Genomic DNA, 24985 nt, shown 5'->3' on the forward strand with positions numbered 1-24985 from the left:
CCCCACCGTGAACAGCCCCTTCGCCGAAGCCATCCTGAATGGTTCGCTCCTGCTGGCCATCCCGGTGGCGCTGCTGGCCGGATTCGTCTCGTTCCTCTCGCCCTGCGTGCTGCCGCTCGTCCCGGGCTATCTGGGCTACGTCACCGGGCTGACCGGCGTCGACCTCCAGAAGCAGAAGCGCGGCCGCATGCTGGCCGGCATCGGGCTCTTCGTCCTGGGCTTCTCGGTGATATTCGTGCTGCTCGGCGGGGCATTCGGGCAGCTGGGGACACTGATCACCGGTTCGGAGAACAAATGGATCACTCAGCTGCTCGGCGTGCTGGTGATCATCATGGGCGTCGTGTTCATGGGCGGCTTCGGCTGGCTCCAGCGCGATGCCAAAATCCATGCCAGGCCGCCGGCCGGTCTGTGGGGTGCGCCGTTGCTGGGTATCACCTTCGGCCTTGGCTGGGCGCCGTGCATTGGGCCCACCTATTCCGCGGTCCAGCTCCTGAGCCTCTCCGGCGGATCCTCCGCGGCCAAGGGCGCCTTCCTGGCCTTCGTGTATAGCCTTGGCCTGGGCATTCCGTTCCTGCTGATCGCCCTGGCCGTGCGCCGCGGCATCGGCGTGATGTCCTTCTTCCGCAAACACCGGCTCGCGATCCAGCGCACCGGCGGCGGCATCCTGATTGTGCTGGGGCTGCTGATGGCCAGCGGAGTGTGGGGGACCTGGGTCTCCGGGTTGCAGTACTGGTTCCAAACCGATGTGAAATTGCCGATCTGATGAGCGAGCGAGTGAACGTAGACAAGAAGTCCCCGGCCCCCGGCACCATGCCGGACGGCAAGCCCGTTCCGGCTGCCAAGCCCACCGCGGATGCTGTATCCACCGCAAAGGCGGAAGCTGTTCTTCCGGTGCTCGGCCCGCTGGGCATGCTCCGCTGGGCCTGGACCCAGCTGACCAGCATGCGCACGGCCTTGTTCCTCCTGTTGATGCTCGCGGTCGCGGCGGTGCCCGGCTCGCTGTTCCCGCAGCGGCCCGCCAACCCGTCAATCGTCACGCAGTACATCAAGGACCACCCGGACTACGGCAAGCTCCTGGACACGCTGCAGCTGTATGACGTGTACTCCTCGGCCTGGTTCTCCGCGATCTACATCCTGCTGTTCATCTCCCTGATCGGCTGCGTCGTTCCCCGGGCCATTGCGCATTACAAGGCCATGCGCTCCCAGCCGCCGCGCACGCCTGCCCGGCTCTCCCGGCTGCCGGAGTACGGCACTCTCGTGATCCCCGCCGACGCCGGGATCCCGGCGTCGCGCGCCATCACCGAGGCGGCCGAACTGCTGAAGAAGCGCGGCTACCGCGTCGATGTCCGGGACCGCGACGGCGCGCGGCCGTCGCTGGGGGCGGAGCGGGGCTTCCTGCGTGAAGTCGGCAACCTCCTCTTCCACACCTCGCTGATCGGCGTGCTGGTCTCCGTCGCGATCGGCGGCCTCTTCGGGTACAGCGGGCAGCGGATCCTGGTGGAAGGGGACACTTTCGTGAACACGCTGGTCGGCTACGACCAGTTCACCCCGGGCACCAACTTCCAGAGCAGCCGGCTGGAGCCGTATTCGGTCCAGCTGGACAAGTTCCAGATCACCTTCGACCGCGAATCGAAGGGTAAGTTTGGCCAGCCCATCGACTTCAAGGCCGACGTGACCACGAAGGAATCCCCGGACGCGCCCGCCAAGAAGGAGGTGCTCAAGGTCAATGATCCCCTCACCCTTGGCGGCACCAGCATGTATCTCACCGGCAACGGCTACGCCCCAATCGTCACCATCCGCGACGCCGCCGGCAACGTCGCCATGCAGGGCCCGGTGGTCGCCAAGCTCCAGGGCGACAACTACTACTCTTCGGTGGTCATCAAGGTCCCCGACGCCAAGCCGGAACAGCTTGCCTTTGCCGGCTTCTTCCTCCCCACGGCCTTCGTCACCGACCAGGGCGTGTCCTTCAGCGGCGATCCGGAGCTGATCAACCCGCAGCTGACCCTGAACTCGTACTTCGGCGACCTCGGCCTGAACGACGGCGCCCCGCAGAACGTCTTCGAGCTCGACGTCAAGAAACTGACGCCGCTCAACGCCCGGAATCTGGACACCAAGGGCATCGTCCTGACGCCGGGAACCACCCAAACCCTGCCGGATGGCAAGGGATCCATCAGCTTCGATGGCGTGAAGCGCTACGTCGGCGTGGACATCCACCACAACCCGGGCCAGCTCTACGCCCTGATCTTCGCGCTTTTGGCGGTCGCCGGCCTGGTCACCTCGCTCTACGTGAACCGCCGCCGCGTCTGGGTGCGGACCGGAACTCACGCGGACGGCCGCACGATGGTCGAATACGGACTCCTGGCCCGCGGCGAGGACCACCGGCTCGCCGGCGAAGCCGCCAGGATCCGGGCGCTGCTGGCGGACGAATGGGAGTTGCTCGATCCGGGCACCGGGGCGTCCGGCGCCGGTTCGGCAACGGGTTCCCAGTCAGCTCCCAGCGGAAAGACGGATAATGACCGGGCGGATGCGGACGTGCCCGGTGCCAGCCGAGAGCAGGCCTCCCCGGACCATCTCGCAACAGACTTCATCCCGTCATCGGCCGGCTCGCCTGAGTCAAAGAAGGATCAGTAATGTTCCCCATCAACGAAACCATGGGCCAGTACAGCGAGCTGTTCATGCTCCTCGCGGCGGGCACCTACACGGTGGCGTTCATCGCCTTCGCCTGGGACCTGGCCAAGAGCAGCAAGGTATTGCGCGCCGTGGACCTCAAGGCTGCCGAGCTCTCGGGTGCCACCAGCCCTGAGGCAGCCCGTGTTCCGGTAGGTGCCGGCGTAGGGGCGGCTTCGGGCGCTGTTGACCGCGCCGATTCGGACGTGGCCGGGCCTGTCGGCCGTTCCGAGCGCCCGTCGTCGTCCCTCTCGCGGGCCGTGCCCGGGAACAGCGCCGGGATCGGCCACACGGCCGACGGCGGTATGCGCTACGCGACCGAGCGCCGCGTCCCGGCCCGGGTCGCCGTCGCCGTGACCGTGCTTGGCGCGGCGATCCACGCGGCCGGCGTCATCACGCGGGCACTTGGTGCAGGCCGGGTGCCGTGGGGGAATATGTACGAATTCCTGACCACCGGCGCATTCGTGGCCGTGGCGGTCTTCCTGCTGGTACTGATCCGGCGCGACCTCCGCTTCCTGGGCACGTTCGTGATCGGCCTGGCAATCATCATGCTGGTTGCGGCCGCCGTGGCCTTCTGGACGCCCGTCGGCCACCTTGTTCCCGCATTGCAGAGCTACTGGCTGATCATCCATGTTTCCATCGCGGTGATCTCCTCAGCGCTCTTCACCCTGACCTTCGCGATGTCCGCGCTGCAGCTGGTCCAGGCACACCGGCAGAAGACTGTCGCAGCCGGCGGCGCGGACAAGCTGGGCTTCATGCGTCTGGTTCCGTCCGCGCTCAGCCTGGAGAACCTGTCCTATCGGATCAACGCCATCGCTTTCGTCGGCTGGACCTTCACGCTCATGTTCGGTGCCATCTGGGCCGAGAAGGCCTGGGGCCGCTTCTGGGGCTGGGACACCAAGGAAGTCTGGACGTTCGTGATCTGGGTGGTCTACGCCGGCTACCTGCACGCCCGCGCCACGCGCGGCTGGACCGGAACCCGTGCCGCCTGGCTGTCGATTGTCGGCTACCTCTGCGTGGTCTTCAACTTCACGATTGTGAACCAGTTCTTCAACGGCCTGCACTCCTACTCGGGGCTGTAGACCTCCGTTGCGCAGGCGGCTGTCCCGGGCCGCAGCTCCGCGATTCGCCACAGAAGGCCGCTAAGGAACCCTGCTTGGCGGCCATTCGTGTCAGATGGGTGCCGGGCGGGACGTGTTCTTTGGTCGGGTGTGGTGGGGTTCGGCCAAGGATGCTTTGGTTACATCCCGCCAGCATGCACTCCATCGATTCGCCGCAGAAGGCCGCTAAGGAACCCCGCTTAGCGGCCATTCGTGTCAGATGGGTGCCGGGCGTCGCGAGCACCGCGATTTCGCCTCGGCCTCAGGCCAGGGGCAGGGGTCCAGCCGGGCTCGGTAACATCGGTCAGCGCCGGCGGCCGGGTTCGCCCGCACCCTGGTTCGCTTGCACCCTGAAGCCTCGCGATTCGCCACAGAAGGCCGCTAAGGAACCCTGCTTGGCGTGTCAGATGAGTGCCGGGCGTCGCGAGCACCGCGATTTCGCCTCGGCCTCAGGCCAGAGGCAGGGGTCCAGCCGCGCTCGGTCAGCGCCGCCCGCACCCGGGTCACTGCAGTCGGGTCCATCCCAGGGGCAATCGGGGTCAAATCCCACTGGGTCAGTACGACGACGCGCCACCCTGCATCCCTGGCGTTCTCATCCCGGAAGATATCGCTGCGACGCTGGGCCGGACTGGCGTGATGACCGCCGTCGTACTGGATCGCTATCTTTTCTTGCTCATAGGAAAGGTCCGGGTCCTGGATCCAACTGCCGGTCTCGTCGAACATCGGGACGTTAATCCCAGGTTCGGGCAAACCATAGCGGACCAGAAGCAGCCGGAGTTCGGTCTCTTTGGGGGAGTCCGTGTCAGCGCGAATCAGGGTCCTGGCCCGCAAAGCGCGCCGGTAGCCCGTCCTGCCCTGCTTCCCGGCGAGGAATGCGTCCAGTGCATCGATAGTGGTCAGTGGGTTCCTCCGCCGCAGCAGGAAGTCCCCTGCAATCACCAAGTCATCGAGGCTCATCATGCCGGCCAGGTCGAACCACGTCCGCAGTGGAGAGGTGCAGCTCACCCTGACGCCAGCCACGATCTCCTCCGGTTCAAGTGAGTGCTCGTGGCCCACGACGTTCCTACGCCGCACAGCCCGCTGGCCCGGCCGACTCGTCAGATGGACGACAGTCAGGTTCTCCAAGGCCTGCGGCAGGGGGAAGCCCCACAGCACTGCCGCAGACAGATGGCTCACGACTGCGCTGGTCACAGCAGTGAGGGCATGCACGCGTTCCAGCAAACTGTACGGGGTGGCGGCCGTGGCACGCACTCCGTAACAGGGGCTGACGAGATCCCGAGCCCGGGTCCGTCGGCGGCCCAGCCCGGCATTGCGGGCCTCGGCCACGGTGAAGGGATGGTTTCGAAGATGCGGGGGAAGCTCGCTGGGGTGGCGCATACGAGCATTCTGCGCCCACTCGTAGAGGTGCCGGGGGTTATCCACAGGACAGGCAGGGTGTGGGGGAGGAGTCGGACTAGTGAGCAGCAATGCACCGGCGTGGTTGAGTGGTGGCCATGTGACGGAGATGGCCGCTATGAGGCTGGTATTGCGGCCGTCGGTGGCGAATGGGAAGGGCCCGGCCCCAGATCGGACGCAGCCGGGCGTGGGTGCCGGGGAAGGGAATGCCTGCCGGGAGGGCCAGAAGGTGCTATTTGACCTCGTCGGTGCCCTGTGTGCCGGCGTCGCCGGAGCCGTGCGTCTCGCCGGATTCGGAGCCTTGGCCCTCACCGGGGCTACTGTCGCCGCCGTCGAGCTTGCGCCCCTTGGCATCCAGCTCGTCCTTGAGCTTCTTGAGCCGGTCCGACTCGGCCTGGTTGCGGCGGCGGATCTCAAGGTTGCGCAGGAAGTCCGGATCGTCGTCCGGGGCGATGGGGTGGCTGTACGTAACGGGAGCCGGGCCGGTGCCGCGCGGGCGGCCGATCAGGAACCACAGGATGGCACCGATCACGGGCAGGACAATCTGCACGACGATCCACGCCGGCTTGGAAATGCCCCTGGTCTGGCGGGCATCAGTGCGGATCACGTCGACGAGTCCGTAGACAAACACGACGAGAACGGCGACGGCGACCACTACACGGAGCATGTAATCAGTCTAGCCTCCGGGGGAGTCTCCGGCGTCGCCGCTGCCTCCGCCGGGAGGCAGCGGCGACGCCGGGTACGCCGATGGGATGCGCCCACGGCCGGACGGCTAAACTTGAAGTGTGGCTTTCCTGAAATACTCCCTGATCCGGCTCGCGTTGTTCGCGCCATTGTTCGCGTTGTTTGTCTACCTGCAGCTCGGATGGCTGCTGGCCGTCCTCTGCGCCGGCATGATGGCTTTCGCCATCAGCTACCTGTTCTTCCAGAAGCAGCGCGACGCGGCGGCAGCAACGCTCCACCAGCGGTTCTCGGGCAAGGCGAAGCCGCTGCGCAGCGCAGGTGAAGTCGCCGACGCCGACGCCGAGGACCGCCTCGTCGATGAGCACCCGGACATCACCGTCCACAAAGCCAGCCGGCCTAAGGACTCTTAGACCAAGGAGTCCCTCAAGCAGGCACTGCCGGCCGCTGTCTGCCCCGAGCTGCCTGAGGGCCGCTAGAATCCGCGGCTCAGCACCAGCCCCAGCGAGAACAGCACGGCGTAGCCGAGGTTGATCAGCCCGGTCTGCTTGAGCACCGGAATCAGGCTCTTGCGCCTGCGGCCGGCGATCATCAGCCAGGACGGCATCAGGCAGGCCGGGATCAGCAGCAGCACAGTGAGCATCCAGGGCCGGGTCGGCGCCAGCACAATCACGAGCAGGATCGCGACGGCGAGCATCAGTACGTAGCTTTCCCGGGCGTGCTTGTCCCCGAGCCGGACCGCCAGGGTCTTCTTCCCGGCTTTCCGGTCCGTCGGGATATCGCGGACATTGTTGGCCATGAGCAGGGCGCAGGCAATGAGTCCCGTGCCGATCGCGCCGATGATGGCGGCGAGGCTCAGCTGGCCGGCCTGCGTATAGGCGGTGCCGAGCGTGGCCACGAGCCCGAAGAACACAAAGACGAACACGTCGCCGAGGCCGAGGTAGCCGTAGGGGTTCTTGCCTCCCGTGTAGCCCCACGCCGCGAGGACGCAGCCGAGACCCACCAGGATCAGCCACCAGCTCTGTGTGATGATGACCAGCGTCAGCCCGAACACCATGGCCAGCCCGAACGCGGCGAAGGCAGTGTACTTGACCTGCTCGGGCTTTGCGGCGCCGGAGCCGACCAGCCGCAGCGGGCCGACGCGGTCCTCGTCGGTGCCGCGGATGCCGTCCGAATAATCGTTGGCGTAGTTCACGCCGATCTGCAGCAGCAGGGCCACCAGCGTGGCCAGGACGGCGTTGAGCGGGCGGAAACCGTCCATCTCGTACGCGGCCGCGGTGCCGATCAGCACGGGCGCGATCGCGGCCGGCAGGGTGCGCAGACGGGCGCCTTGGATCCATTGAGCGGCTGTTGCCACGTTCAGTACCTCGAGTTGGTTTGGCGAAGCCGGGAGTGCCCGGCTCATCTATTTTCCCTGATGCAGCTCGTTGAGCCGAACAGTCATGCCCAGCCGGTCCGGTTTCCCGTTCGGCAGCATCAGCAGTTCGCCGGCGGCCAGCACGGTCTTCGGGGCCAGCTGGCCCAGGACCGGCGCCCAGGCGGCACTTGCGGTGAAGGCCGCGATGGCTTCCGGGGAGCTGTCGGCCACTGCCACGTAGGCGGCAAGGGCCTGTCCCCACTCGGCGGAGGGAACGCCGGCGACGAAAGCGGCCAGCACGCCGTCGAGCTGCTCCAGCTCCGCCTGCACATGCGCGGCGGATACCTTTACGCCGCCGGTGATGATGACGTCGTCGGCCCGGCCCAGGACGGTGAGCCTCCCGGCCTCGTCCAGCTCGCCGAGGTCGTTGGTGCGGTACCAGCGGACGCCGTCGTGCTCCACGAAGGTTTCCGCGGTGAGTTCCGGGGCATCCAAATAGCCCGCGGCGATGGTGGCGCCGCCGAGCAGGATACGGCCGTCGTCGGCCAGCCTGACCTCGACGCCGTCGAGCGGCACCCCGTCGTACACGCAGCCGCCGCTGGTTTCGGCAGAGCCGTAGGTCGTCACCACGCGGACGCCGGCCTGGCGCGCCGCTGCGAGCAGCTCCGGCGACGCCGGCGCGCCCCCCAGCAGGATCCCGTTGAAGCGCCGGAGCACCGCGAGGGTCTCGGCCGAGGGGGAGTCCAGCAGCCGCTGCAGCTGGGTGGGGACGAGCGAGGTGAACCGCATCTTGTCCGTCAGTTCGAGCGCGGCGGCGGTGAAGGCCTCGGGCGTGAACCGGCCGCCGAGGTCCATCACCCATGGCCGGGTCCCGGCGAAGAGCGAGCGGACCAGCACCTGGAGGCCGGCCACGTACTGCACCGGAAGCGCCAGCAGCCACTGGCCTTCGCCCTGGAGCGCCACGGCCGTGGCCATCGAGGACGCGGCCAGCGCGTCCACCGTCAGCACCGTCGCCTTGGGCGTGCCGGTGGAGCCGGAGGTGCGCACCACGACTGCGGCGTCCTCGATCCCGGGCGTTTCGACCCGCTCAACTGCCGGGGCACCGTCGGGGCCGACGGACAGTTCGACGGCGGGTCCCTCGCCGCGGAGGGCAGCGGCCAGCGCCGCGAGGGCAGGTTCGATCTTCACAACTGCGGAAGTCACGGGGCGCCTTAGAAGTAGTACGGGAATTTGGACCAGTCCGGGTCGCGCTTCTCCAGGAAGGCCTCCTTGCCCTCCACGGCCTCGTCGGTCATGTAGGCCAGCCGGGTGGCCTCGCCGGCAAAGACCTGCTGGCCGGCCAGTCCGTCGTCGGCGAGGTTGAAGGCGAACTTGAGCATCCGGATGGCCTGCGGGGACTGCCGGGCGATGTCTGCGGCGTACTCCAGGGCAACCTCCTCAAGGCGTTCATGGTCCACGGCCTCGTTGACCGCTCCCAGCCGGACCATGTCCTCGGCCGAGTATTCGCGGGCCAGGAAGAAGATCTCCCGGGCGGCTTTCTGGCCGACCTGGCGGGCCAGCAGCGCGGAGCCGTAGCCGGCGTCGAAGCTGCCCACGGTGGCGTCGGTCTGCTTGAACTTGCCGTGCTGGCGGGACGCGATGGTGAGGTCCGAAACGACGTGCAGCGAGTGCCCGCCGCCGGCCGCCCAGCCGTTGACGACGGCGATCACCACCTTGGGCATCGTTCGCATGAGCCGCTGGACTTCGAGGATGTGGAGCCGGCCGGCGCGGGCCGGGTCGATGGTTTCCTGCGTCTCGCCCCCTGCATACCGGTACCCGTCGCGGCCGCGGATCCGCTGGTCCCCGCCGGAGCAGAAGGAGTGGCCGCCGTCCTTTTCGGAAGGGCCGTTGCCGGTGAGCAGCACCGTGGCCACATCCGGGGTCATCCGGGCGTGGTCCATGGCGCGGTAGAGCTCATCCACGGTGCCGGGGCGGAACGCGTTGCGGACCTCGGGCCGGTTGAAGGCAATGCGGACGGTGGGCAGGTCCCGGACCACGGTGCCGTCCGCGGATCGCTCCACCTGCCGGTGGTAGGTCATGTCCTGGAAGTCGTCGAAACCGGACACGGTGCGCCACCGGGTGGGGTCAAAGACGTCGGATACCTTGGCGGGGATTTCGTTGCTCACAGTCCGAGTCTAGTAATCGGCTCAGCTGATGCAGAACTCGTTGCCTTCCGGGTCGGCCATGGTGTGCCAGGAATGCGGTCCCTGGCTGGCGGTCCAGAGGAACGTGGCGCCGCGCGCTTCGAGGGCCCTGCGCACCTCGTCCTTGTCCGCGCCCGCGAGCCTCACGTCCCAATGGATCCGGTTCTTGACGGTTTTTTCTTCCGGGACCGTCTGGAACAGAATGCGGCGGGCGGGCGACTTGGCGTCGAGTTCTTCGGGCGGGCGGATGGCTGCCCCGGCACCCCACACGAGCCTGCCGTGGTGGGTCATGGTGTCCGCCTCCGTCGCGAAGCCCTGCTCGACCATGGAGCGGATGAAACCCTCGTCCTGCGGCTCCACGGCCCAGTCGAGGGTCTTGGCCCACCAATCGGCAAGCTCATGCGGATTCGCGCAGTCGACGGCGATCTGGATGTTCAGTGTCATGGAAAGAACCTACGACGTCGGCGCCCCCGCCGGTAGGTCCCGGTGGAATTCCCGGCCTCCTCCCTGGCTATCAGCCCTGCATCTGCTGCAGCTGCTCAAGGACCTCGGGCGGGATGGCATAGATGAAGAAGACGGCCAGCAGGTTCTTCGCGGCATGCACGAAATAGGAGAACATCACGTTCTTGCCGGTCCAGACGTAGACGAACACCAGGACGGCGCCCATCGCGAGGTAGGGCATCAGCACGGGCAGGGTCAGGTCTTCCTGGCCGACGATGTGCAGGGCCGCAAACAGCACCACGGACAGGGCGCAGCAGAGCCAGATGTTGACCCGACGGCTCAGCTTGCCGATCAGCAGGTGGCGGAAGATGTACTCCTCCACGAAGGGGCCTACGACCACCAGCAGAGGCACCATCAGCCAGACCGGGACCTGCTGCATGAGCGCCTGCAGTCCGGCCTGGTTCGCCGATGTCTGCACCGGCCCGCTCATAACGACCAGGAACGCGGTCAGGATCATCATGACCACCACCGCCAGCGGGACCATGAGGAGCGTGAACCACGGCCTCGTGGCCAGGACGCGGAGATCGCGCGCGGCGACGCGGCGCACCGCAGCCAGGGCCAGGACGCCGGTGGTCCCGTAGAAGATCAGGTTCACCGAAAAGGACGCAACGGCCGGGTTCGGCGAGATCTGCAGCAGCAGCGGCGCCAACACATCGCCGGCCGCGGTGAAGAATGCGACCGCGGCCACGTAGAGTCCGGCGGTGCTGAGATCGAGCCGGGAGGCGCGATAAAGATCCGGCCGTGGAGCCGGTGGTGTGCGGAGAGCATTGCCCATGCCACCAGCCTAGCGCCGAGGAAGTGTGGCACGGTCAAGTACAATATTCGGGACGCCTAAATTTTCTTTTCAGTGCGCCGAAATCACGGTCCGAACCCGTGGCGCAAGAAGGCGGTTGTGCTCGCCGCCTGAGCCGCCAACTGACGGCGGCACGTGCCGACGGCGGCACGCACGTCAGTATTGGCCGGCGGCGGTGAACTTGACGACGCAAGCCGCCGCCGGGCAGGCTGGGCACCTACTTGCGAGGACTCCTTGAGCGAACATCTCCGCCTTTCGGGCGTATCCCATGGTTACGGGGACCGCCAGCTGTTTGCCGGCGTCGAAATTGCCATCACAGCCGGCGAACATGTGGCGATCGTCGGCGAAAACGGGGCGGGCAAATCCACGCTGCTCCGGATTTTGGCCGGGCTCGAGGCCCCGGACGAGGGCACCGCCGTCAGCCACGGCCGCGTGGGCTACCTTGCCCAGACCCACGGCCTGCCTGATCAGTTCACCGTCAGCAACGCGATCGACGCCGCACTGGAATCGCTCCGCGCACTGGAGGCCGAGCTGGACCGTCTGGAGGACGGGCTTGCCGGCGCGGAAGCGGACGAACTGGAGCGCTACGGAAACCTGCAGACGCAGTACCAGCTCAGGGAAGGCTACGCCGCGGAATCCAGGGTGGAGGCGGCGCTGGACCGGCTTGGCCTGGGCGGGCTGGACCGGATGCGGACACTGGGTTCGCTTTCCGGCGGGGAACAGGAACGCGTGGCACTGGCCTGCGTACTCGCCGATCCCGCGGACATCCTCCTCCTGGACGAACCCACCAACCACCTTGACGCCAGCGGCACGGCCTGGCTGGAGGCGCGGCTGGCGGCGCACCGCGGAACCGTGGTGGTGGTCTCCCACGACCGCGTGCTGTTGCGCAAAGTGGCCTCAACCGTGATTGAAGTGGACGCCGAACGCCGGACGGTCAACCGGTATGGCAACGGCTACGAAGGGTACCTGAGGGAGAAGGCTGCTGAACGCCAGCGCTGGGCGCAGCAGTACCACGGGTGGCAGGACGCGATGGCTGCCGAACGGCTCCAGGCGGACACGGTCGCGGGGAAGATGGGCTACGCCCGCAAACGCGACGGCGACAAAATGGGGTTCGACTTCAAGGCCGGCACGTGGCAAAAGGCGGCCACCAGCAAGGTTCGCAATGCCCAGGAGCGTCTGCGCAGGCTGGAGGAAAACCCCATTGACCGTCCGCCGGTGCCCCTGCGGCTGGCGACGGATCTGCGGGCGGACGTTGCGGCGGGACCCGCTCTTGAAGCGAAGGGAGTGACGGTGCCCGGCCGCCTGGAACCAACGGACTTCCGGGTGGAGGCGGGCCAGAAGGTCCTCATCACGGGTCCCAATGGCGCAGGCAAGTCCACGCTGCTCTCTGTCCTCGCGGGCACGCTGGAACCCGCCAAGGGCACCGTGGTGACGCACGGCCGGATCGGTTACCTGCAGCAGGAGTTGGAGCTTCCGCAGCGCCCGGGGTTGCGTCTTTTGCCCGCTTTTGCCTCGGGCCTGGGCGGCAACATCGATGAGCACGCGGAGGCGCTGCTGCGCCTGGGGCTCTTCCGGACCACCGAATTCCACGTCCCGGTGGGAAGCCTTTCCGCAGGACAACAACGCAGGCTTGCGCTCGCCCGGCTCCTGTTGGGCGGGTTCGGGACAATGCTCGTGGATGAGCCCACCAACCACCTGGCGCCCGTGCTGGTGGAACAGCTTGAAGCGGCACTTTCGGACTTCGCAGGGACACTGGTCATGGTCAGCCACGACCGCGCGCTGGGGGAGTGGTTCAGCACTTGCGCCAGTGTAAACAGCAGCGGGAACCGCACCGGGCACGGCGCCGGCACCTGGCTCCGGTATGCCATGCGGGACGGAGCCCTGGCGTAGCTGACGGAAACGCCGGGATATTCGGGGTCATAGTTGAATATTATTCGGCCATTCTGCCGATTGGGCGTCATTAATTAGGGATGGCACCCGTCTGGTGTTGCCCGCGTCACGGTCAAGCCCTGAATTCTAGTACGATGGATGAGCCGCGCGAAGCTTTGACCTTGTGAGGTTCGGTACACATTCCTGCCCCACCGGGGCAAAACCCGAATGTACCCGAATCCACGGTCCTGTCCCGGCAACACCCCGACCTACAAGGAACCGCTGTGCCATCACTTACCCCCACAGAACTCAAGAGCGCGCCGGAGCAATCCACCGCCGTCGACTCGACCCTCAGCGCCGAGGGCTACAAGAAGACCCTGAGCGGCCGCCACGTCACCATGATTTCCATGGGCGGCGCCATCGGCGTCGGCCTCTTCATGGGAGCCGGCGGACGTCTGGCCTCGACCGGCCCGGCGCTGATCTTCTCCTACGCCATCGCCGGCGTCATCGCGTACCTGCTGATGCGGGCGCTGGGCGAGCTCATCATGTACCGCCAGACCTCGGGCTCCTTCGTCAGCTACGCGGGCGAAATGTTCGGCAAGAAGGGCGCCTTCATTTCCGGCTGGATGTACTTCATCAACTGGGGCATGACCGGGATCGCGGAACTGATCGCAATCGGCCTGTACTTCCAGTTCTTCTTCCCCAACGTGCCGGTCGAAGCGTCCGCCATTGCCGCGCTCGCGCTGCTGGTCGCCGTGAACCTGCTCAGCGTCAAGGCGTTCGGCGAGTTTGAATTCTGGGCGTCCTGCCTCAAGGTCGGCGCCATCTTGATCTTCCTCACCGTCGGCACCTTCATGGTGGTCACGAACGCCCAGGTGGGCAACGGCCACGCCTCCGTGGCGAACCTGTTCCACGACGAGGGCGGCATGTTCCCCAAGGGTGCCCTCGTGATGGTCCTCGTCCTGAACGCCGTCATCTTCGCCTACAACGGCATCGAACTGGTCGGCATCACCGCTGGCGAGATGCAGAATCCCAAGCGTGAAGTGCCCAAGGCGATCCGCGCCGTCGTCCTCCGCATCGTGGTGTTCTACGTCGGTTCCGTCCTGCTGCTGGCCATGCTGCTGCCGTCGGACCAGTACAAGGCCGGCGTGTCGCCGTTCGTCACCGTGTTCGGCCAGATGGGTCTTGGCTGGGTGGGCGACGTGATGAACATGATCGTTCATCACCGCCGCGCTCTCCTCTTGCAACTCCGGCCTCTATTCGATCGGCCGCGTCTTCCGCACCATGGCCAACAACGGCCACGCCCCGCAGTGGCTCACGAAGATGTCCTCACGCCACGTGCCGTACATGGCGATCCTCGCCATCGCCGCGTTCTACCTCGTGGGCATCATGCTCAACATCTGGCTGGGCGGCTCGCACGCCTTCGACCTCGCGCTCAACACGGCCTCCATCGGCGTCATCTTCACCTGGGGCGCCATCTTCGCCAGCCAGATCGCGCTGCGCCACCAGAAGGGCCAGGTCTCCAGCCTGCCGATGCCGGGTTCGCCGTGGACCAGCTGGGCCGGCCTGATCGCACTGCTGGCCATCACCGTACTGATCGGCTTCGACACGATGACCAGCAAGACCGGCGAGGTGTTCCACCTTGGACTGTGGACGCTGGCCACCATCCCGTTCTTCGCCCTGCTGCTGTGGTTTGGCTGGCAGAAGGTCAAGAACAACGAGCCCAAGAGCGAGCTCTTCAGCTAGTTCCAAAAAACTAAGCAGACACGACGACGGCGGCGGTCACCTTCGCAAGGTGGCCGCCGCCGCTCGCTTAAGCCGTCGCCGCGGTGAGCACCCATGGGCCGGAGTCGCCGCCGCGTCATGCCTCAAGGGCCGTGGTCGCGCCAACGCCGCATCCAAGTGACGAAGATGGTCGCTAACCGGTCGGGATAGCGGCCATCTGTGGCGAATCATTGCCTTGGAGCCATTGCGGGTCACTGGGGAGGCCATGGATGTGCCGGGTTCACCCCGAAGTGACGAAGATGGCCGCTATCCGGGTGGGATAGTGGCCATCTGTGGCGAATCGCAACCCCCGGGCACAAAAAAGCGGCGTCGGACCTCCCCCAAAGGAAAGTCCGACGCCGCGGTTCTCGAAAATCAATCCTTCTTGAAGGCGTCCTTGACGTTTTCGCCGACCTTCTTCGCGTCGGCGACGACCTGGTCCTTCTGGCCCTCGGCGCGCAACTGGTCGTTGTCAGTGGCGTTTCCAGTAGCTTCCTTGGCCTTGCCGCCGAGGTGCTCTGCTTCGTTCTGAATCTTGTCTCCGATACCCATGGTGCGAACCACCTTTCGTTTCCGGTTGAAATTCAACGTTGTTTCACCATAACACAAAGCATGCTTACTAATTCAAGGGGTTTCAGGGGGTTTCAAGGTCCGAGCTTCCGGCTAGGCTCAAAGCCATGGACCACAAAACCAGCCTTACCCAGCACATCAATGCCCCGGCGGACAAGGTGTGGGCGGTCATTTCGGACATCCCTGGATCGGCCGCAACGCTGTCCAGCATTGATTCGATCCAGATGCTCACCGAGGGGCCCTACGCCGAAGGCACCCGCTGGAAGGAAACCCGCACCATGATGCGGCGCGCGGAAACAGTGGAAATGTGGGTGTCCCAAAGCGAGCCTCCCTCGCCCAGCACTGCCGGGGGTGCTGCCGGCAGCACCACGGTCAAGGCGCTGCAGGGCGGTGCCGACTACACCACCCGTTTCGTGCTGGCCGATCGTGACGGCGGAACGGACCTCACCCTGACGTTCGGCGCCGAGGTGGTCCAGCCGACGCGGCTCAGCAAGGTCATGATGGCCGTCTTCGGCGCGATCGGAATGCGCATCACCCGCAAAGCCCTCGCCAAGGACCTGGCGGAAATCGCGGCCAAAGCCGAGTCGCTCTGATGGCGGCTGCTTCCAGGGCATCCGGCACCGCCGCCAAGGCGCCCAAGGTCACGGCCCCGCGGCTCACGCCGGTCCGGCTGGAAGAGCTGCGGGACGACCCGTCCCCGGACTTCCAGCGCGGGGAGCGGTACGACGGCGTCCGGTACAGCCGCGCGGTCGCCGACGGGCTGGAACTCAGCGGAACGGACTTTGCCGAATGCGAGTTTGCCGGCGTCTCCTTCAATGAGACACAGCTGCGCGGTGCCACGTTCCGCGACTGCATCCTCTCGGAGCTGTACGCCCCCGTGTTCACGGCGGCCAGGAGCAGCCTGCGCGACGTCGAGATCGGCAACCCCCGCTGGGGTTCCGCCGAACTCTATGAAAGCGGCTGGCAGTCGGTGCGGATCGACGGCGGCAAGCTCGACTACCTGAACCTGCGCGGCTCCAAACTGACCGACGTGCAGATCAGCGACTGCATCATCGGCGAACTGGACCTCGGATCCGCCACAGCAACCCGGGTGGTGCTCAAGAACTGCACCATCGGCACTCTCGACGTGAGCGGCGCAAAGCTTAGGGACTTCGACCTCCGCGGCACGGACTTCCGCATCCTCAGCGGGCTGGGCAGTCTCGCCGGCCTCGTGATCGACGACTACCAGCTCACCCTGCTGGCCCCGCTGCTGGCCAGCCACCTCGGCGTCGTCGTCGTGTAACCCTGCGGGGGTCTGGTTGACCCCCTTGCCGTGCCGTGTAATCTTTATAGAACGAACGGTCGGTAAATTGGCGCTGAGCCGGTCGACGCTGATTGCCGCCGCAGACAGTTCGTTTTGATGACAGATTTCGATGGCAGATTTTCGATGACAGAGACGTTTATCGCGTGAAGGGTGTACCCATGGCATCAGCAGTTGCAGGACCGCAGGCATTTCTCGTAGGCGGTGCCCGGACTCCCGTCGGCCGTTACGGCGGCGCCCTTTCCGCCGTCCGCCCCGATGACCTGGCCGCCCTGGTGGTCCGCGAAGCGGTGGTCCGTGCCGGCGTCGACCCGGACAGCATCGACGAGGTGATCCTCGGCAACGCCAACGGCGCCGGCGAGGAAAACCGCAACGTGGCCCGGATGGCCACCATCCTGGCCGGACTGCCCCTGCACATTCCCGGCATCACGGTAAACCGGCTCTGTGCCTCCGGCCTGAGCGCCATCATCATGGCCAGCCAGATGATCAAGTCCGGCGCCGCGGACATCGTGATCGCCGGCGGCGTCGAGTCCATGAGCCGCGCCCCCTGGGTGCAGGAGAAGCCCCGGACCGCCTTCGCGAAGCCGGGCGAAATCTTCGACACCTCCATCGGCTGGCGCTTCGTCAACCCGCTGTTCAAGAAGGGCGGGCTTTCCCGGGACGGCAAAATGACGTTCTCCATGCCGGAAACGGCCGAGGAAGTCGGCCGCGTGGACGGCATCTCCCGCGAGGACGCAGACGCGTTCGCCGTCCGCTCCCACGAACGCTCCCTCGCCGCCATCGCCGCGGGCCGCTTCGCCGCGGAAATCGTCCCCGTGACCGTCAAGTCCCGCAAGGGCGAGACCGTCGTGGACACCGACGAAGGCCCCCGCGCCGGCACCACCATGGACGTGCTCGCCGGTCTCCGCCCCGTCGTCGCCGGCGGCTCGATCGTCACCGCAGGCAACTCCTCCACCCTCAATGACGGCGCCTCCGCCATCATCGTGGCCTCCGAAGCGGCGATCAGGAAGCTCGGCCTGACGCCGCGGGCCCGCATCGTCGACGGCGCCTCCGCCGGCTGCGAGCCCGAGATCATGGGCATCGGCCCCGTCCCCGCCACGCAGAAGGTGCTGGCCCGGACCGGGCTCAGTGTCGGTGACCTCGGCGCCGTCGAACTCAATGAGGCATTCGCCACCCAGTCACTCGCCAGCATGCGCCGGCTCGGCCTGGACCCGGAGACTGTGAACCGCGACGGCGGCGCAATCTCCCTGGGACACCCGCTGGGTTCGTCCGGCTCGCGGCTCGCCATCACCCTGCTCGGCCGGATGGAACGCGAAGACGCCAGGATCGGCCTCGCCACCATGTGCATCGGCGTCGGCCAGGGCACCGCGATGCTGCTGGAGCGCGTCTAGTGGCGGCCGCCCGCACGGGGCTCGACCCGGACGACTTCAGCACGTTGAAGATCGAGGAGCGCGAGGACCGGCTGGTGGTGCTGCTCAACCGCCCCGAGGTCCGCAACGCCATCGACCAGCAGATGGTCGACGAACTCCACCAGGTTTGCGCAGCCCTGGAGCAGACTCCCAAGGTGCTCATCATCGCCGGCACGGAGGGCGTCTTTGCGTCCGGGGCGGACATCGGACAGCTGCGCGAGCGCCGGCGGGACGACGCGCTGCAGGGCATCAACTCCACCATCTTCGTGCGGATCGCCAAGCTCCCGCTGCCTGTCATCGCGGCCCTGGACGGCTTCTGCCTGGGCGGCGGCGCCGAACTGGCCTATGCCGCGGACTTCCGGATCGGCACGCCCGGCGTGCGGATCGGGAACCCGGAGACTGGACTCGGCATCCTCGCCGCGGCCGGCGCCAGCTGGCGCTTGAAGGAGCTCGTGGGGGAGGCCGTGGCCAAGGAGATCCTGCTCGCCGGCGTTGTGCTGCGCGCCGAGCGGGCCCTCGCCGTCAACCTCATCACCGAGATCCATGAAGCGCCCGCGTTGATGGACGCAGCCCACGCCCTCGCCGACAGGATCGCCCGGCAGGATCCCCTCGCGGTACGGATCACCAAGTCCGTGTTCCACGCCCCGGCCGAGTCGCACCCCCTGATCGACCAGCTGGCCCAGGGCATCCTCTTCGAATCCCAGGCCAAGTTCGACCGGATGCAGGCTTTCCTGGATAAAAAGTCAGCCAAGAAGTCCGATATGACGTCGGACACGAAGCCCTCCACGACGCCAGCCACGACGTCAGACCGGAAGAAGTAGACATGAGCAGCCCCGCACTCCCCGCGAACGTTCCCGCGAACCTTCCCGCCGATAACCTTCCCGCCACCGTCGGCGTCCTCGGCGGCGGCCGCATGGGGGCCGGCATCGCCCACGCTTTCCTGATCAACGGGGCCAACGTCCTCGTGGTCGAGCGCGACGAGGAATCGGCCGAGGCTGCCCGCGAGCGGGTGGAATCGGCAGCAGCCAAGAGCATCGAGCGCGGCGCCACGGACGGCAACCTGGACGAGATGGTCTCCCGTCTCTCCGTGACGGTGGACTACGACGACTTCAAGGACCGCCAGCTGGTCATCGAGGCCGTGCCCGAAGACTGGGACCTCAAGGTTTCCTCGCTTCGCGGGATCGAGGAGCGCCTGGCCGCCGATGCGTACCTCGCCTCCAACACTTCGTCTCTCTCGGTCAACGGCCTGGCCCGCGAGCTGAAGCGGCCGCAGAACTTCCTGGGCCTGCATTTCTTCAACCCGGTGCCCGCGTCATCGCTGATCGAGGTGGTGCTCGGCGAGCACACCTCCGGGCCGCTGGCCCGGGCCGCGCGCGGCTGGGTCGAGGCGCTCGGCAAGACCGCCGTCGTCGTCAATGACGCGCCGGGCTTCGCGTCCTCACGGCTTGGCGTCGCGATCGCCCTGGAGGCGATGCGCATGGTGGAAGAGGGGGTGGCCTCGGCAGAGGACATCGACAACGCCATGGTGCTCGGTTACAAGCACCCCACCGGCCCGCTGCGGACCACCGACATCGTGGGCCTGGACGTCCGCCTGGGCATCGCCGAATACCTTGCCTCCACCCTCGGCGAGCGGTTTGCGCCGCCGCAGATCCTGCGCGACAAAGTGGCGCGCGGCGAGCTGGGCCGCAAGACCGGCAAAGGCTTCTTCGACTGGGCCGACTGACCTGTTCATCACAGCCGCCTTTAGGATGATCCGGTGACTTCCCTCCACGGACCCGCCCTTGAACCGATCACCCTCACCGGCCGGTACGTCGTCCTCGAACCGCTGAGCCAGGACCACCACGATGGACTGGTGGACGCGATCCGGGACGGTCAGCTGTGGAAACTCTGGTACACCGGAGTGCCCTCCCCGGACGGGATGGCGGCGGAGATCAGCCGGCGCCTGGCTCTCCAGGAACGCGGCTCCATGCTGCCGTTCACGACGAGGCTGATTGAACCCGCCACGGGCGGACCGGGCAAGGTGATCGGCATGACCACCTACATGAACATCGACGCCGAAACGCCCCGGGTGGAGATCGGCTCCACCTGGAACGCCGCGTCCTCGCACGGCAGCGGCAGCAACCCGGACTCCAAACTGCTGCTGCTGGCGCACGCCTTCGAGACGCTCGGCTGCCCGGCCGTCGAGTTCCGGACGCACTGGCTCAACCACCAGTCCCGCGAGGCCATCGCACGGCTCGGCGCCAAACAGGACGGTGTGCTGCGCAGCCACAGCCGCTCGGCCGACGGAGCACTCCGGGACACCGTGGTGTTTTCCATCCTGGAACACGAATGGCCGATGGTCCGCAACGCGCTGGAGTTCCGGCTCGCCAAGCGACGCTAGGGCGCGGTGTAGACGCCCGCAGCTTCCAGCGATTCGAAGTAGCCGGAGCGGTAACCTTTGGCGTTGGGGTGGTAGTCGTCGGGGGTCAGCCCATCGCTCAGGTCCAAATTGATCCACGGCTCTTTTGAGCCGAGACCGTGTCCGGCGAAGGCCGGAGTCACATCCACATACTGAGTGTTGACTCCTAGCCTCGATGTCGCTGCTGCCGCGCCGGCTATCGACGCGTTGAGGGCGTCCACGAAGGTGTTGGCCGTGGCCGGTAGGGCGTCGATGCTGGGTTCGAACAGGTGCGGATAGCCCGTCACAACAATCTTTGCCTCAGGAGCAACGGCGTGGGCGGCCAGGATGAGGGTGCCGACCCGTTCCGGGATCAGGGCGAGGTTCGCCTGAGCCGTCTGAAGCGCGGGACCACAGCCCGGGCTTTGGAGACCGCCCCCGCACGCGACCACCACGGCGCCGACATTGAGATCGTTGCCACCGGCCGTAATCGTCAGAAGTTTGGCCGTCGGCGTCAGACGGGGCAATTGCAAGTCGATGACGTCCTGGGTCGTCTTCCCGCTGCAAGCCAGGTTGGCAACGAGCTCCACGTCCGGAGTTCGGTCGCCCAGGACCGGGTATCCCTTCTTGCTCACGAAGCACGCAGGAGCGGTTGTATCCGTGTAGTGCTCAGCTCCCTGGCCCGCGGCATAAGAGTCGCCGAGCGCAACGTACGCGATCGCGCTTCGGCGGGGCGCAGCGTGGGCCGGCGCCGCAGCGAGGCCCGCACCGATAGCCAGAGTGGCGAGGCCGGCAGCCAGTGCTGCGCGACGGCGTCGGAGTTTCAGAGTTCCCATGGTGTTCCCCTTAGTGGCGCGTAGAGAGCAGGTTCAATGGCCGTGCCGGAGACGCCGCGTTAGTGCCGGCGGCGGGCTCCGCTTGAAAAATGAGCCCGGCGAAGGCCGGGCTCGGTGTCACCCTACCCGTGGGGGTCCAGCCGTCCCCGGGTCAATGGTCCCTACTTTCGCAGGTTTCGTGACCGTGGGCTCACCCCATGGTGGTGCGCCTTTTGGTCTTGTGGTTAGCTTTCGAAGTGACGATTCCTGCCGGGCCCGGCGGCCAAGCCGGCGACATCATGCAGCCTCGAGCGGCGCGGATGCCCGCAGCAGTTGGGACGGGCGGGGCAGTGCACTGGGACGGAGCGGTCAACGCCTGGCACATTGGCGGCGTCGTCTTCCGGATGGGGCGCCGGGAATGGCTCACCGAAGCGGGCTGGCAGCAGGCCTACGAATCCGGCATCCGTACGGTCATTGACCTCCGGAACGAGGACGAGAGGATGCGCCGGGAAACAGATCCCCTGGTGGGTGCCGCGGCGCTCGCGGCGTTCGACGTCGTGCTGGCTCCCACGGAAGACCCTGACAACAGCGAATTCCGGCAGCTCTGCGGTCCGTACCTGAACAATCCCGCCTCGTACGCCGACAATGCCCGGATTTTCCCCGCCAAACTGGTGCGGGTGTTCCAGGAAGTTGCGGCGGCGCACGGCGGCGTCGTGATCCACTGCTCGGCCGGGCGGGACCGCAGCGGGATGATCGCCGCCATGCTCCAGGACCTCGCCGGAGACAGCGAGGAAGCAATTGTGCGGGGCTATCAGCGCTCGATGCGGGGGATCAATGAGCACCACCGGCGGTCGGCAACGCCTCATCCGCACGAGCGGTACCTGCCCGAAGAGGTGCTGGGACCGCTGCTCGGAGTGCGTGGTGAAAGCCTGTTGCAGTTCGTCCGCGCCCTGAAAACGGAGGAGTTCCTGCGCGGCAACGGTGTGACGCGCCGGGAGGTCGCGGCCATCCTGGCGAAAATGCGCAGATGTAGACAGATAAGGTAGCCGGGTGAAGACTCCGAAGATTCAGCTGGTACTGCGGGCAGTGTCAGCTGCCGCCCTCGCCCTCGCCGGCTCGTTCTACGCCGTACCGGCGCTCGCCGACGCCGAAGCGGAACCCGCGACGACGGCGTCCGCCCCCAGCGCGCCGGCCCCCAGCGATGCCGGCCTCGCGCAGGCCGTCCGGCGGGATCTAGGCATGACGCTTGGCGAATTCAATGCCGCAGGCGAACAGGCCAGGCGCGCTGCCGACGCCTTGCCCACCTTGCGGACGCTCCCCGGCTACGTGTCGACCAGGCTGAGCAAGGGCAGCATCGTGGTTGAAGGCGCCGGCGCCGAGCTGCAGTCCCGGGTGGACGAGCTGAACCATGCCGGTCCGGCAAACTTCGTCCTGGTGGCCCCCGCGGCCGTCCCGGCATCTACCCCGGCACCTACCCCGGCACCTTCGGAAACGCCCGCGGCCGGAGCGGTGGTGCCCGTGGCTGCCACAGCCGCTGAGCTGGTGGCGTCGAGCACAGAGCAGCTCTTCCAGGCTTTTGTCCGCGAAGTCGGGACCACCGGGTTGCAGGCCGTTGCCTACACCGACGGCCGCTTCGTCATCCGCACCGGGGGGGCCAACGCGGCCGAAACCGGCCTGTCGGCCGGAGCCATCCTGGCCGGCGTACCCGGCAGCCAGATGGCACCGACCGCCACGGCACCCGGCAAGGTCTCTCCGGCCGCCTTCGTTGCCCGCTACGCGAACGTTGCCCTGGAACAAGGCTCACCCATTGCCACGGAGGAGGACGTGTTCGGCGGGCAGGGGTACGTCACCGAGCGGAACGCCATCTGTTCTGCGGGCTTCGGGGCGTTCAGTCCTGCCGGCGACCCGGTGGTGCTGACGGCGGGTCACTGCGCTGAAGACGGCAGGGCCAAGACCGCGGGCATCGAGCCCCGGAGCTCGGCACCGGCGTCCGGAACGACGGCGCCGGCTCCTCCCTACGCGGCGCTCGGCACTTTCGGTTTCAGCCAGTTCGGCGGCGCCCAGAGCTCGTGGATCACCGGGGATGAGAACAAGCCGGGCAATGTCGGGACCGACATTGCCGTAGTTGAGTCCCTCCGGAAGGGCGTCCATGTCCAGCCGGCCGCGACGGTCTGGGCTCCCGGCGCCGCCGTCGACCCGGGCCCCACGGCTGTCAAGATCATCGGAACGGTCTCGCCTTTCCAGGGCCAGCAGGTGTGCCGCTCCGGACGGACCACCGGTTGGTCCTGTGGCACGGTGCAGGAGCTTGGCATCTACGTCGTCGGGGGCACCACCCCTGATCCCGCCGACCTGCGGGCCTTCCGGGGCTTCCTGTCCAAAGACGTCCAGTCCAGCGGCGGAGACTCGGGCGGACCCTGGATCAGCGGCAACTTTGCGGTCGGGACCCACTCCGCGGGCGACGGTGCCGGAGCCACCGAAAACTTTGCCATTGCCACGACGCTGGAGGACTCCCTCTCCCACATTCCCGGCGGCGTGCAGCTCCAGGTCTTCCTCAACAAGCCTGAGCTGGTGGCGCCGTCGGACCAGACGGTCACGGCAGGGCAGCCCGTCACCGGTCACGTTCCGGCGGCACCCGCCTCTGCCGTGGCCGCCAATTCGAAAGTCCGCATCACGATCGCAGGCAAGGCCGCTGGTCCGCCGATTGAGGTCCCGGTAGACGCCGCCGGGAACTGGTCGTTCCCGGCGCCATCGTCCACCGGGGCGCTGCGGTTTTCTGCGGAGACAGTGAACGGGTTCAGCCGGTCAGGCGCGGCATCCCTCTCGATCAGCGTCTCGGACCTGGACGCGCCCGCTATCACCAGTCCCGCAGAAGCGGCTGCCCTGAACGGTGTGGACCGCGTTGACGGGACCGGTACGCCCGGGCTGACAGTCCAGCTTTCCGGTGACGCCACCGGCATGGGCACAGTGTTGCCGGACGGCCGGTGGAGCATCAGGCTGACCGGGAAACCGGTCTACGGCCGGCTCATGGTGACGGCGGTGCAGACGTCCCCCCGGCACGTGGACAGCCCCTCCGCCACGCGAAGCTTCACCGTCGCCCCGCCGGCACCAGCGGTCTCCACGGTCCGTGAGGGCGCGCAGTTCGAACAGGAGTCGCTTCCCGCGACCATCTCCGGGACGGGCCTGGACGGCTCCGAGGTAAGCGTCACGATCGACGGAGCACCGGCGGGCGCCGCCACTGCCGGCGGCGGACGCTGGAGCGTGCCGTTCCCGGCGGACCTGGCTCCCGGCGCCCACACCCTTTCCGCCAGCCAGGCGGTCGACGGCGTGGCGTCTGACCCGCTCGTGAGGACCTTCATCATCAGTGCTCCAGAGGCACCCGCGGCTCCCGCTGGGGGAGCTTCTGTCGCTCCGGGTCCGGCCGCGGTTCTTCCGGCCGGAACTCCGGGCACCTCCGGTCAGCTGGCCAACACTGGCGCGGGTTCGATCCTGCCGACGGCCGGCTTGGCGGCCGGTTCGCTCCTGCTGGGCGGGGTGCTCCTCCTGCTCGGCCGGCGCCGGCGGACAATCGCGGCGCTGCAGGGGTAAGGGCAAACGGCGCTTGCCCGGCGGGTCAACCCCGGCGGGTAAACCCCGGCGGGTCAACCCCGGCGGGTAAACGCTGTCAGGCCTTGCGGTCCAGCAGAAGGTTGGTAATCCGCAGGGTGCATAGCCGCTGGCCGGCCTCGTTGGTGATCAGGACCTCGTGTGTGGTCACCGTCCCGCCGAGATGGATGGGCGTGGCCGTGATGGTGATGAGCCCCTCGCGGGCCGACTTGTGGTGCGTCGCCGAGACGTCCACGCCCACCGCCGTCTTCCCGAGCGTGCTGGCGTGAATGACGGCTGCCCAGGAGCCCACCGCCTCGCCGACGGCCAGCGACGCCCCGCCGTGCAAGAGGCCGAAGGACTGCCGGTTTCCTTCCACCGGCATCGTCGCGACAACCCGCTCGACGGATTCCTCGACGATTTTCACGCCCATCTTCTCGTCCAGTTCGCCGAGCGTGATTTTCCAAAGCTCGGCATTCCGCGGCTCGGGCGTCATGGCTTCTCCTCTGTGGCCGGATGGTTCAGGCCGGTCTGTGCCGCCGCAGCTAGTGTGCGGCAGGCCTCATTCATGTACTGTAGACATATTACCGAACGGACGGTCAGTAATGCTCTGGCCGTGTTG

The 24985-nt window shown here is 67.0% G+C and carries 23 protein-coding genes and 1 pseudogene; 14 read left to right on the forward strand and 10 right to left on the reverse strand.

What is annotated here, in order from left to right; all coding sequences use genetic code 11:
- Positions 1-7: 7 nt before the first annotated feature.
- From ACVWZ8_RS11420 to ccsB, 3 genes are read left to right on the forward strand one after another with little or no spacing between them, the layout of a single operon-like run.
- Entirely contained in the window at positions 8-763 is a 756-nt protein-coding gene (locus ACVWZ8_RS11420; protein ID WP_426979199.1) for a cytochrome c biogenesis CcdA family protein, read from the forward strand.
- Positions 763-2631, forward strand: a complete 1869-nt coding sequence (gene resB, locus ACVWZ8_RS11425; protein ID WP_456504697.1) for a cytochrome c biogenesis protein ResB — start codon at positions 763-765, stop codon at positions 2629-2631. Before ACVWZ8_RS11420 ends, resB begins: the two co-directional genes overlap by 1 nt.
- Positions 2631-3749, forward strand: a complete 1119-nt coding sequence (gene ccsB / locus ACVWZ8_RS11430) for a c-type cytochrome biogenesis protein CcsB (protein WP_456504698.1) — start codon at positions 2631-2633, stop codon at positions 3747-3749. Before resB ends, ccsB begins: the two co-directional genes overlap by 1 nt.
- A gap of 399 nt (positions 3750-4148) precedes the next feature.
- Here the strand turns inward: ccsB and ACVWZ8_RS11435 are convergent, their stop codons facing one another.
- Together ACVWZ8_RS11435 and ACVWZ8_RS11440 are read right to left on the reverse strand one after the other, a co-directional pair.
- Positions 4149-5144: a hypothetical protein gene (locus ACVWZ8_RS11435; protein WP_456504699.1), complete on the reverse strand. Its 996-nt coding sequence runs from the start codon at positions 5142-5144 to the stop codon at positions 4149-4151.
- A 250-nt stretch (positions 5145-5394) separates the two neighbouring features.
- A complete protein-coding gene (locus ACVWZ8_RS11440; RefSeq protein WP_426979195.1) occupies positions 5395-5829 on the reverse strand; it encodes a PLD nuclease N-terminal domain-containing protein in 435 nt (144 codons plus the stop codon).
- A 118-nt stretch (positions 5830-5947) separates the two neighbouring features.
- Between ACVWZ8_RS11440 and ACVWZ8_RS11445 the strand changes: the two genes are divergently transcribed.
- Entirely contained in the window at positions 5948-6256 is a 309-nt protein-coding gene (locus ACVWZ8_RS11445; RefSeq protein ID WP_456504700.1) for a DUF4229 domain-containing protein, read from the forward strand.
- A gap of 62 nt (positions 6257-6318) precedes the next feature.
- Here ACVWZ8_RS11445 and ACVWZ8_RS11450 read toward each other — a convergent pair whose 3' ends face one another.
- The 5 genes from ACVWZ8_RS11450 to ACVWZ8_RS11470 all read right to left on the reverse strand — a co-directional run bounded on the left by ACVWZ8_RS11450 (position 6319) and on the right by ACVWZ8_RS11470 (position 10659).
- Complete coding sequence (locus tag ACVWZ8_RS11450; RefSeq protein ID WP_456505940.1) at positions 6319-7200, reverse strand: 1,4-dihydroxy-2-naphthoate polyprenyltransferase; 882 nt, start codon at positions 7198-7200, stop codon at positions 6319-6321.
- Positions 7201-7248: 48 nt separating this feature from the next.
- Positions 7249-8388 carry an AMP-binding protein gene (locus ACVWZ8_RS11455; protein ID WP_456505941.1) on the reverse strand — a complete coding sequence of 380 codons (1140 nt, stop codon included), beginning with the start codon at positions 8386-8388 and terminating at the stop codon, positions 7249-7251.
- 23 nt (positions 8389-8411) lie between these two features.
- Entirely contained in the window at positions 8412-9365 is a 954-nt protein-coding gene (locus ACVWZ8_RS11460; RefSeq protein ID WP_456504701.1) for a 1,4-dihydroxy-2-naphthoyl-CoA synthase, read from the reverse strand.
- A gap of 21 nt (positions 9366-9386) precedes the next feature.
- Positions 9387-9827, reverse strand: coding sequence for a VOC family protein (locus ACVWZ8_RS11465; protein WP_456504702.1), 441 nt, complete (start codon positions 9825-9827; stop codon positions 9387-9389).
- Positions 9828-9897: 70 nt separating this feature from the next.
- Positions 9898-10659, reverse strand: a complete 762-nt coding sequence (locus ACVWZ8_RS11470; RefSeq protein ID WP_456504703.1) for a CPBP family intramembrane glutamic endopeptidase — start codon at positions 10657-10659, stop codon at positions 9898-9900.
- Between the two features lie 252 nt (positions 10660-10911).
- On the opposite strand from ACVWZ8_RS11470, the gene abc-f reads away from it, so the two are divergent.
- Together abc-f and ACVWZ8_RS11480 are read left to right on the forward strand one after the other, a co-directional pair.
- On the forward strand, positions 10912-12567 hold the full coding sequence (gene abc-f / locus ACVWZ8_RS11475; RefSeq protein ID WP_456504704.1) for a ribosomal protection-like ABC-F family protein: 1656 nt from the start codon (positions 10912-10914) through the stop codon (positions 12565-12567).
- Between the two features lie 263 nt (positions 12568-12830).
- A pseudogene (locus tag ACVWZ8_RS11480) lies at positions 12831-14292 on the forward strand (amino acid permease).
- Positions 14293-14685: 393 nt separating this feature from the next.
- Here the strand turns inward: ACVWZ8_RS11480 and ACVWZ8_RS11485 are convergent.
- Positions 14686-14862 carry a CsbD family protein gene (locus tag ACVWZ8_RS11485; RefSeq protein WP_354185878.1) on the reverse strand — a complete coding sequence of 59 codons (177 nt, stop codon included), beginning with the start codon at positions 14860-14862 and terminating at the stop codon, positions 14686-14688.
- Positions 14863-14987: 125 nt separating this feature from the next.
- Between ACVWZ8_RS11485 and ACVWZ8_RS11490 the strand changes: the two genes are divergently transcribed.
- From ACVWZ8_RS11490 to ACVWZ8_RS11515, 6 genes are all read left to right on the forward strand, one after another.
- Positions 14988-15473 carry an SRPBCC family protein gene (locus tag ACVWZ8_RS11490; RefSeq protein ID WP_426979186.1) on the forward strand — a complete coding sequence of 162 codons (486 nt, stop codon included), beginning with the start codon at positions 14988-14990 and terminating at the stop codon, positions 15471-15473.
- On the forward strand, positions 15473-16162 hold the full coding sequence (locus ACVWZ8_RS11495) for a pentapeptide repeat-containing protein (RefSeq protein ID WP_426979185.1): 690 nt from the start codon (positions 15473-15475) through the stop codon (positions 16160-16162). Before ACVWZ8_RS11490 ends, ACVWZ8_RS11495 begins: the two co-directional genes overlap by 1 nt.
- 179 nt (positions 16163-16341) lie before the next feature.
- Positions 16342-17571, forward strand: a complete 1230-nt coding sequence (locus tag ACVWZ8_RS11500; RefSeq protein WP_456504705.1) for a thiolase family protein — start codon at positions 16342-16344, stop codon at positions 17569-17571.
- Entirely contained in the window at positions 17571-18410 is an 840-nt protein-coding gene (locus ACVWZ8_RS11505; protein WP_426979183.1) for an enoyl-CoA hydratase/isomerase family protein, read from the forward strand. Before ACVWZ8_RS11500 ends, ACVWZ8_RS11505 begins: the two co-directional genes overlap by 1 nt.
- 2 nt (positions 18411-18412) lie before the next feature.
- Complete coding sequence (locus ACVWZ8_RS11510) at positions 18413-19312, forward strand: 3-hydroxyacyl-CoA dehydrogenase family protein (RefSeq protein ID WP_456504706.1); 900 nt, start codon at positions 18413-18415, stop codon at positions 19310-19312.
- 33 nt (positions 19313-19345) lie between these two features.
- Entirely contained in the window at positions 19346-19969 is a 624-nt protein-coding gene (locus tag ACVWZ8_RS11515; RefSeq protein ID WP_456504707.1) for a GNAT family N-acetyltransferase, read from the forward strand.
- Here the strand turns inward: ACVWZ8_RS11515 and ACVWZ8_RS11520 are convergent.
- Positions 19966-20802, reverse strand: coding sequence for an SGNH/GDSL hydrolase family protein (locus ACVWZ8_RS11520; protein ID WP_456504708.1), 837 nt, complete (start codon positions 20800-20802; stop codon positions 19966-19968). The two genes, ACVWZ8_RS11515 and ACVWZ8_RS11520, sit on opposite strands and share 4 nt — an antisense overlap.
- A 299-nt stretch (positions 20803-21101) precedes the next feature.
- Here ACVWZ8_RS11520 and ACVWZ8_RS11525 point away from each other — a divergent pair, with 299 nt between their 5' ends.
- The gene (locus tag ACVWZ8_RS11525; RefSeq protein WP_456505942.1) at positions 21102-21827 is read left to right on the forward strand and encodes a tyrosine-protein phosphatase; all 726 of its coding nucleotides are present in this window, start codon (positions 21102-21104) and stop codon (positions 21825-21827) included.
- A gap of 4 nt (positions 21828-21831) precedes the next feature.
- Entirely contained in the window at positions 21832-24366 is a 2535-nt protein-coding gene (locus tag ACVWZ8_RS11530; RefSeq protein WP_456504709.1) for a S1 family peptidase, read from the forward strand.
- Positions 24367-24442: 76 nt separating this feature from the next.
- Here ACVWZ8_RS11530 and ACVWZ8_RS11535 read toward each other — a convergent pair whose 3' ends face one another.
- Positions 24443-24859, reverse strand: coding sequence for a PaaI family thioesterase (locus tag ACVWZ8_RS11535; protein WP_426979178.1), 417 nt, complete (start codon positions 24857-24859; stop codon positions 24443-24445).
- Positions 24860-24985: the final 126 nt, after the last annotated feature.

The organism is Arthrobacter sp. UYCu723 (assembly GCF_054059215.1).

What these genes read in the sequence shown, in the direction of transcription:
- ACVWZ8_RS11470 (WP_456504703.1), bottom strand. Translation starts at nt 10,659, where the DNA reads ATGGGCAATGCTCTCCGCACACCACCGGCTCCACGGCCGGATCTTTAT.
- resB (WP_456504697.1), top strand. Translation starts at nt 763, where the DNA reads ATGAGCGAGCGAGTGAACGTAGACAAGAAGTCCCCGGCCCCCGGCACC.
- ACVWZ8_RS11465 (WP_456504702.1), bottom strand. Translation starts at nt 9,827, where the DNA reads ATGACACTGAACATCCAGATCGCCGTCGACTGCGCGAATCCGCATGAG.
- ACVWZ8_RS11495 (WP_426979185.1), top strand. Translation starts at nt 15,473, where the DNA reads ATGGCGGCTGCTTCCAGGGCATCCGGCACCGCCGCCAAGGCGCCCAAG.
- ACVWZ8_RS11490 (WP_426979186.1), top strand. Translation starts at nt 14,988, where the DNA reads ATGGACCACAAAACCAGCCTTACCCAGCACATCAATGCCCCGGCGGAC.
- ACVWZ8_RS11525 (WP_456505942.1), top strand. Translation starts at nt 21,102, where the DNA reads ATGCCCGCAGCAGTTGGGACGGGCGGGGCAGTGCACTGGGACGGAGCG.
- ACVWZ8_RS11440 (WP_426979195.1), bottom strand. Translation starts at nt 5,829, where the DNA reads ATGCTCCGTGTAGTGGTCGCCGTCGCCGTTCTCGTCGTGTTTGTCTAC.
- ACVWZ8_RS11500 (WP_456504705.1), top strand. Translation starts at nt 16,342, where the DNA reads ATGGCATCAGCAGTTGCAGGACCGCAGGCATTTCTCGTAGGCGGTGCC.
- ACVWZ8_RS11485 (WP_354185878.1), bottom strand. Translation starts at nt 14,862, where the DNA reads ATGGGTATCGGAGACAAGATTCAGAACGAAGCAGAGCACCTCGGCGGC.
- ACVWZ8_RS11510 (WP_456504706.1), top strand. Translation starts at nt 18,413, where the DNA reads ATGAGCAGCCCCGCACTCCCCGCGAACGTTCCCGCGAACCTTCCCGCC.
- ACVWZ8_RS11535 (WP_426979178.1), bottom strand. Translation starts at nt 24,859, where the DNA reads ATGACGCCCGAGCCGCGGAATGCCGAGCTTTGGAAAATCACGCTCGGC.
- ACVWZ8_RS11435 (WP_456504699.1), bottom strand. Translation starts at nt 5,144, where the DNA reads ATGCGCCACCCCAGCGAGCTTCCCCCGCATCTTCGAAACCATCCCTTC.
- ACVWZ8_RS11520 (WP_456504708.1), bottom strand. Translation starts at nt 20,802, where the DNA reads ATGGGAACTCTGAAACTCCGACGCCGTCGCGCAGCACTGGCTGCCGGC.
- ccsB (WP_456504698.1), top strand. Translation starts at nt 2,631, where the DNA reads ATGTTCCCCATCAACGAAACCATGGGCCAGTACAGCGAGCTGTTCATG.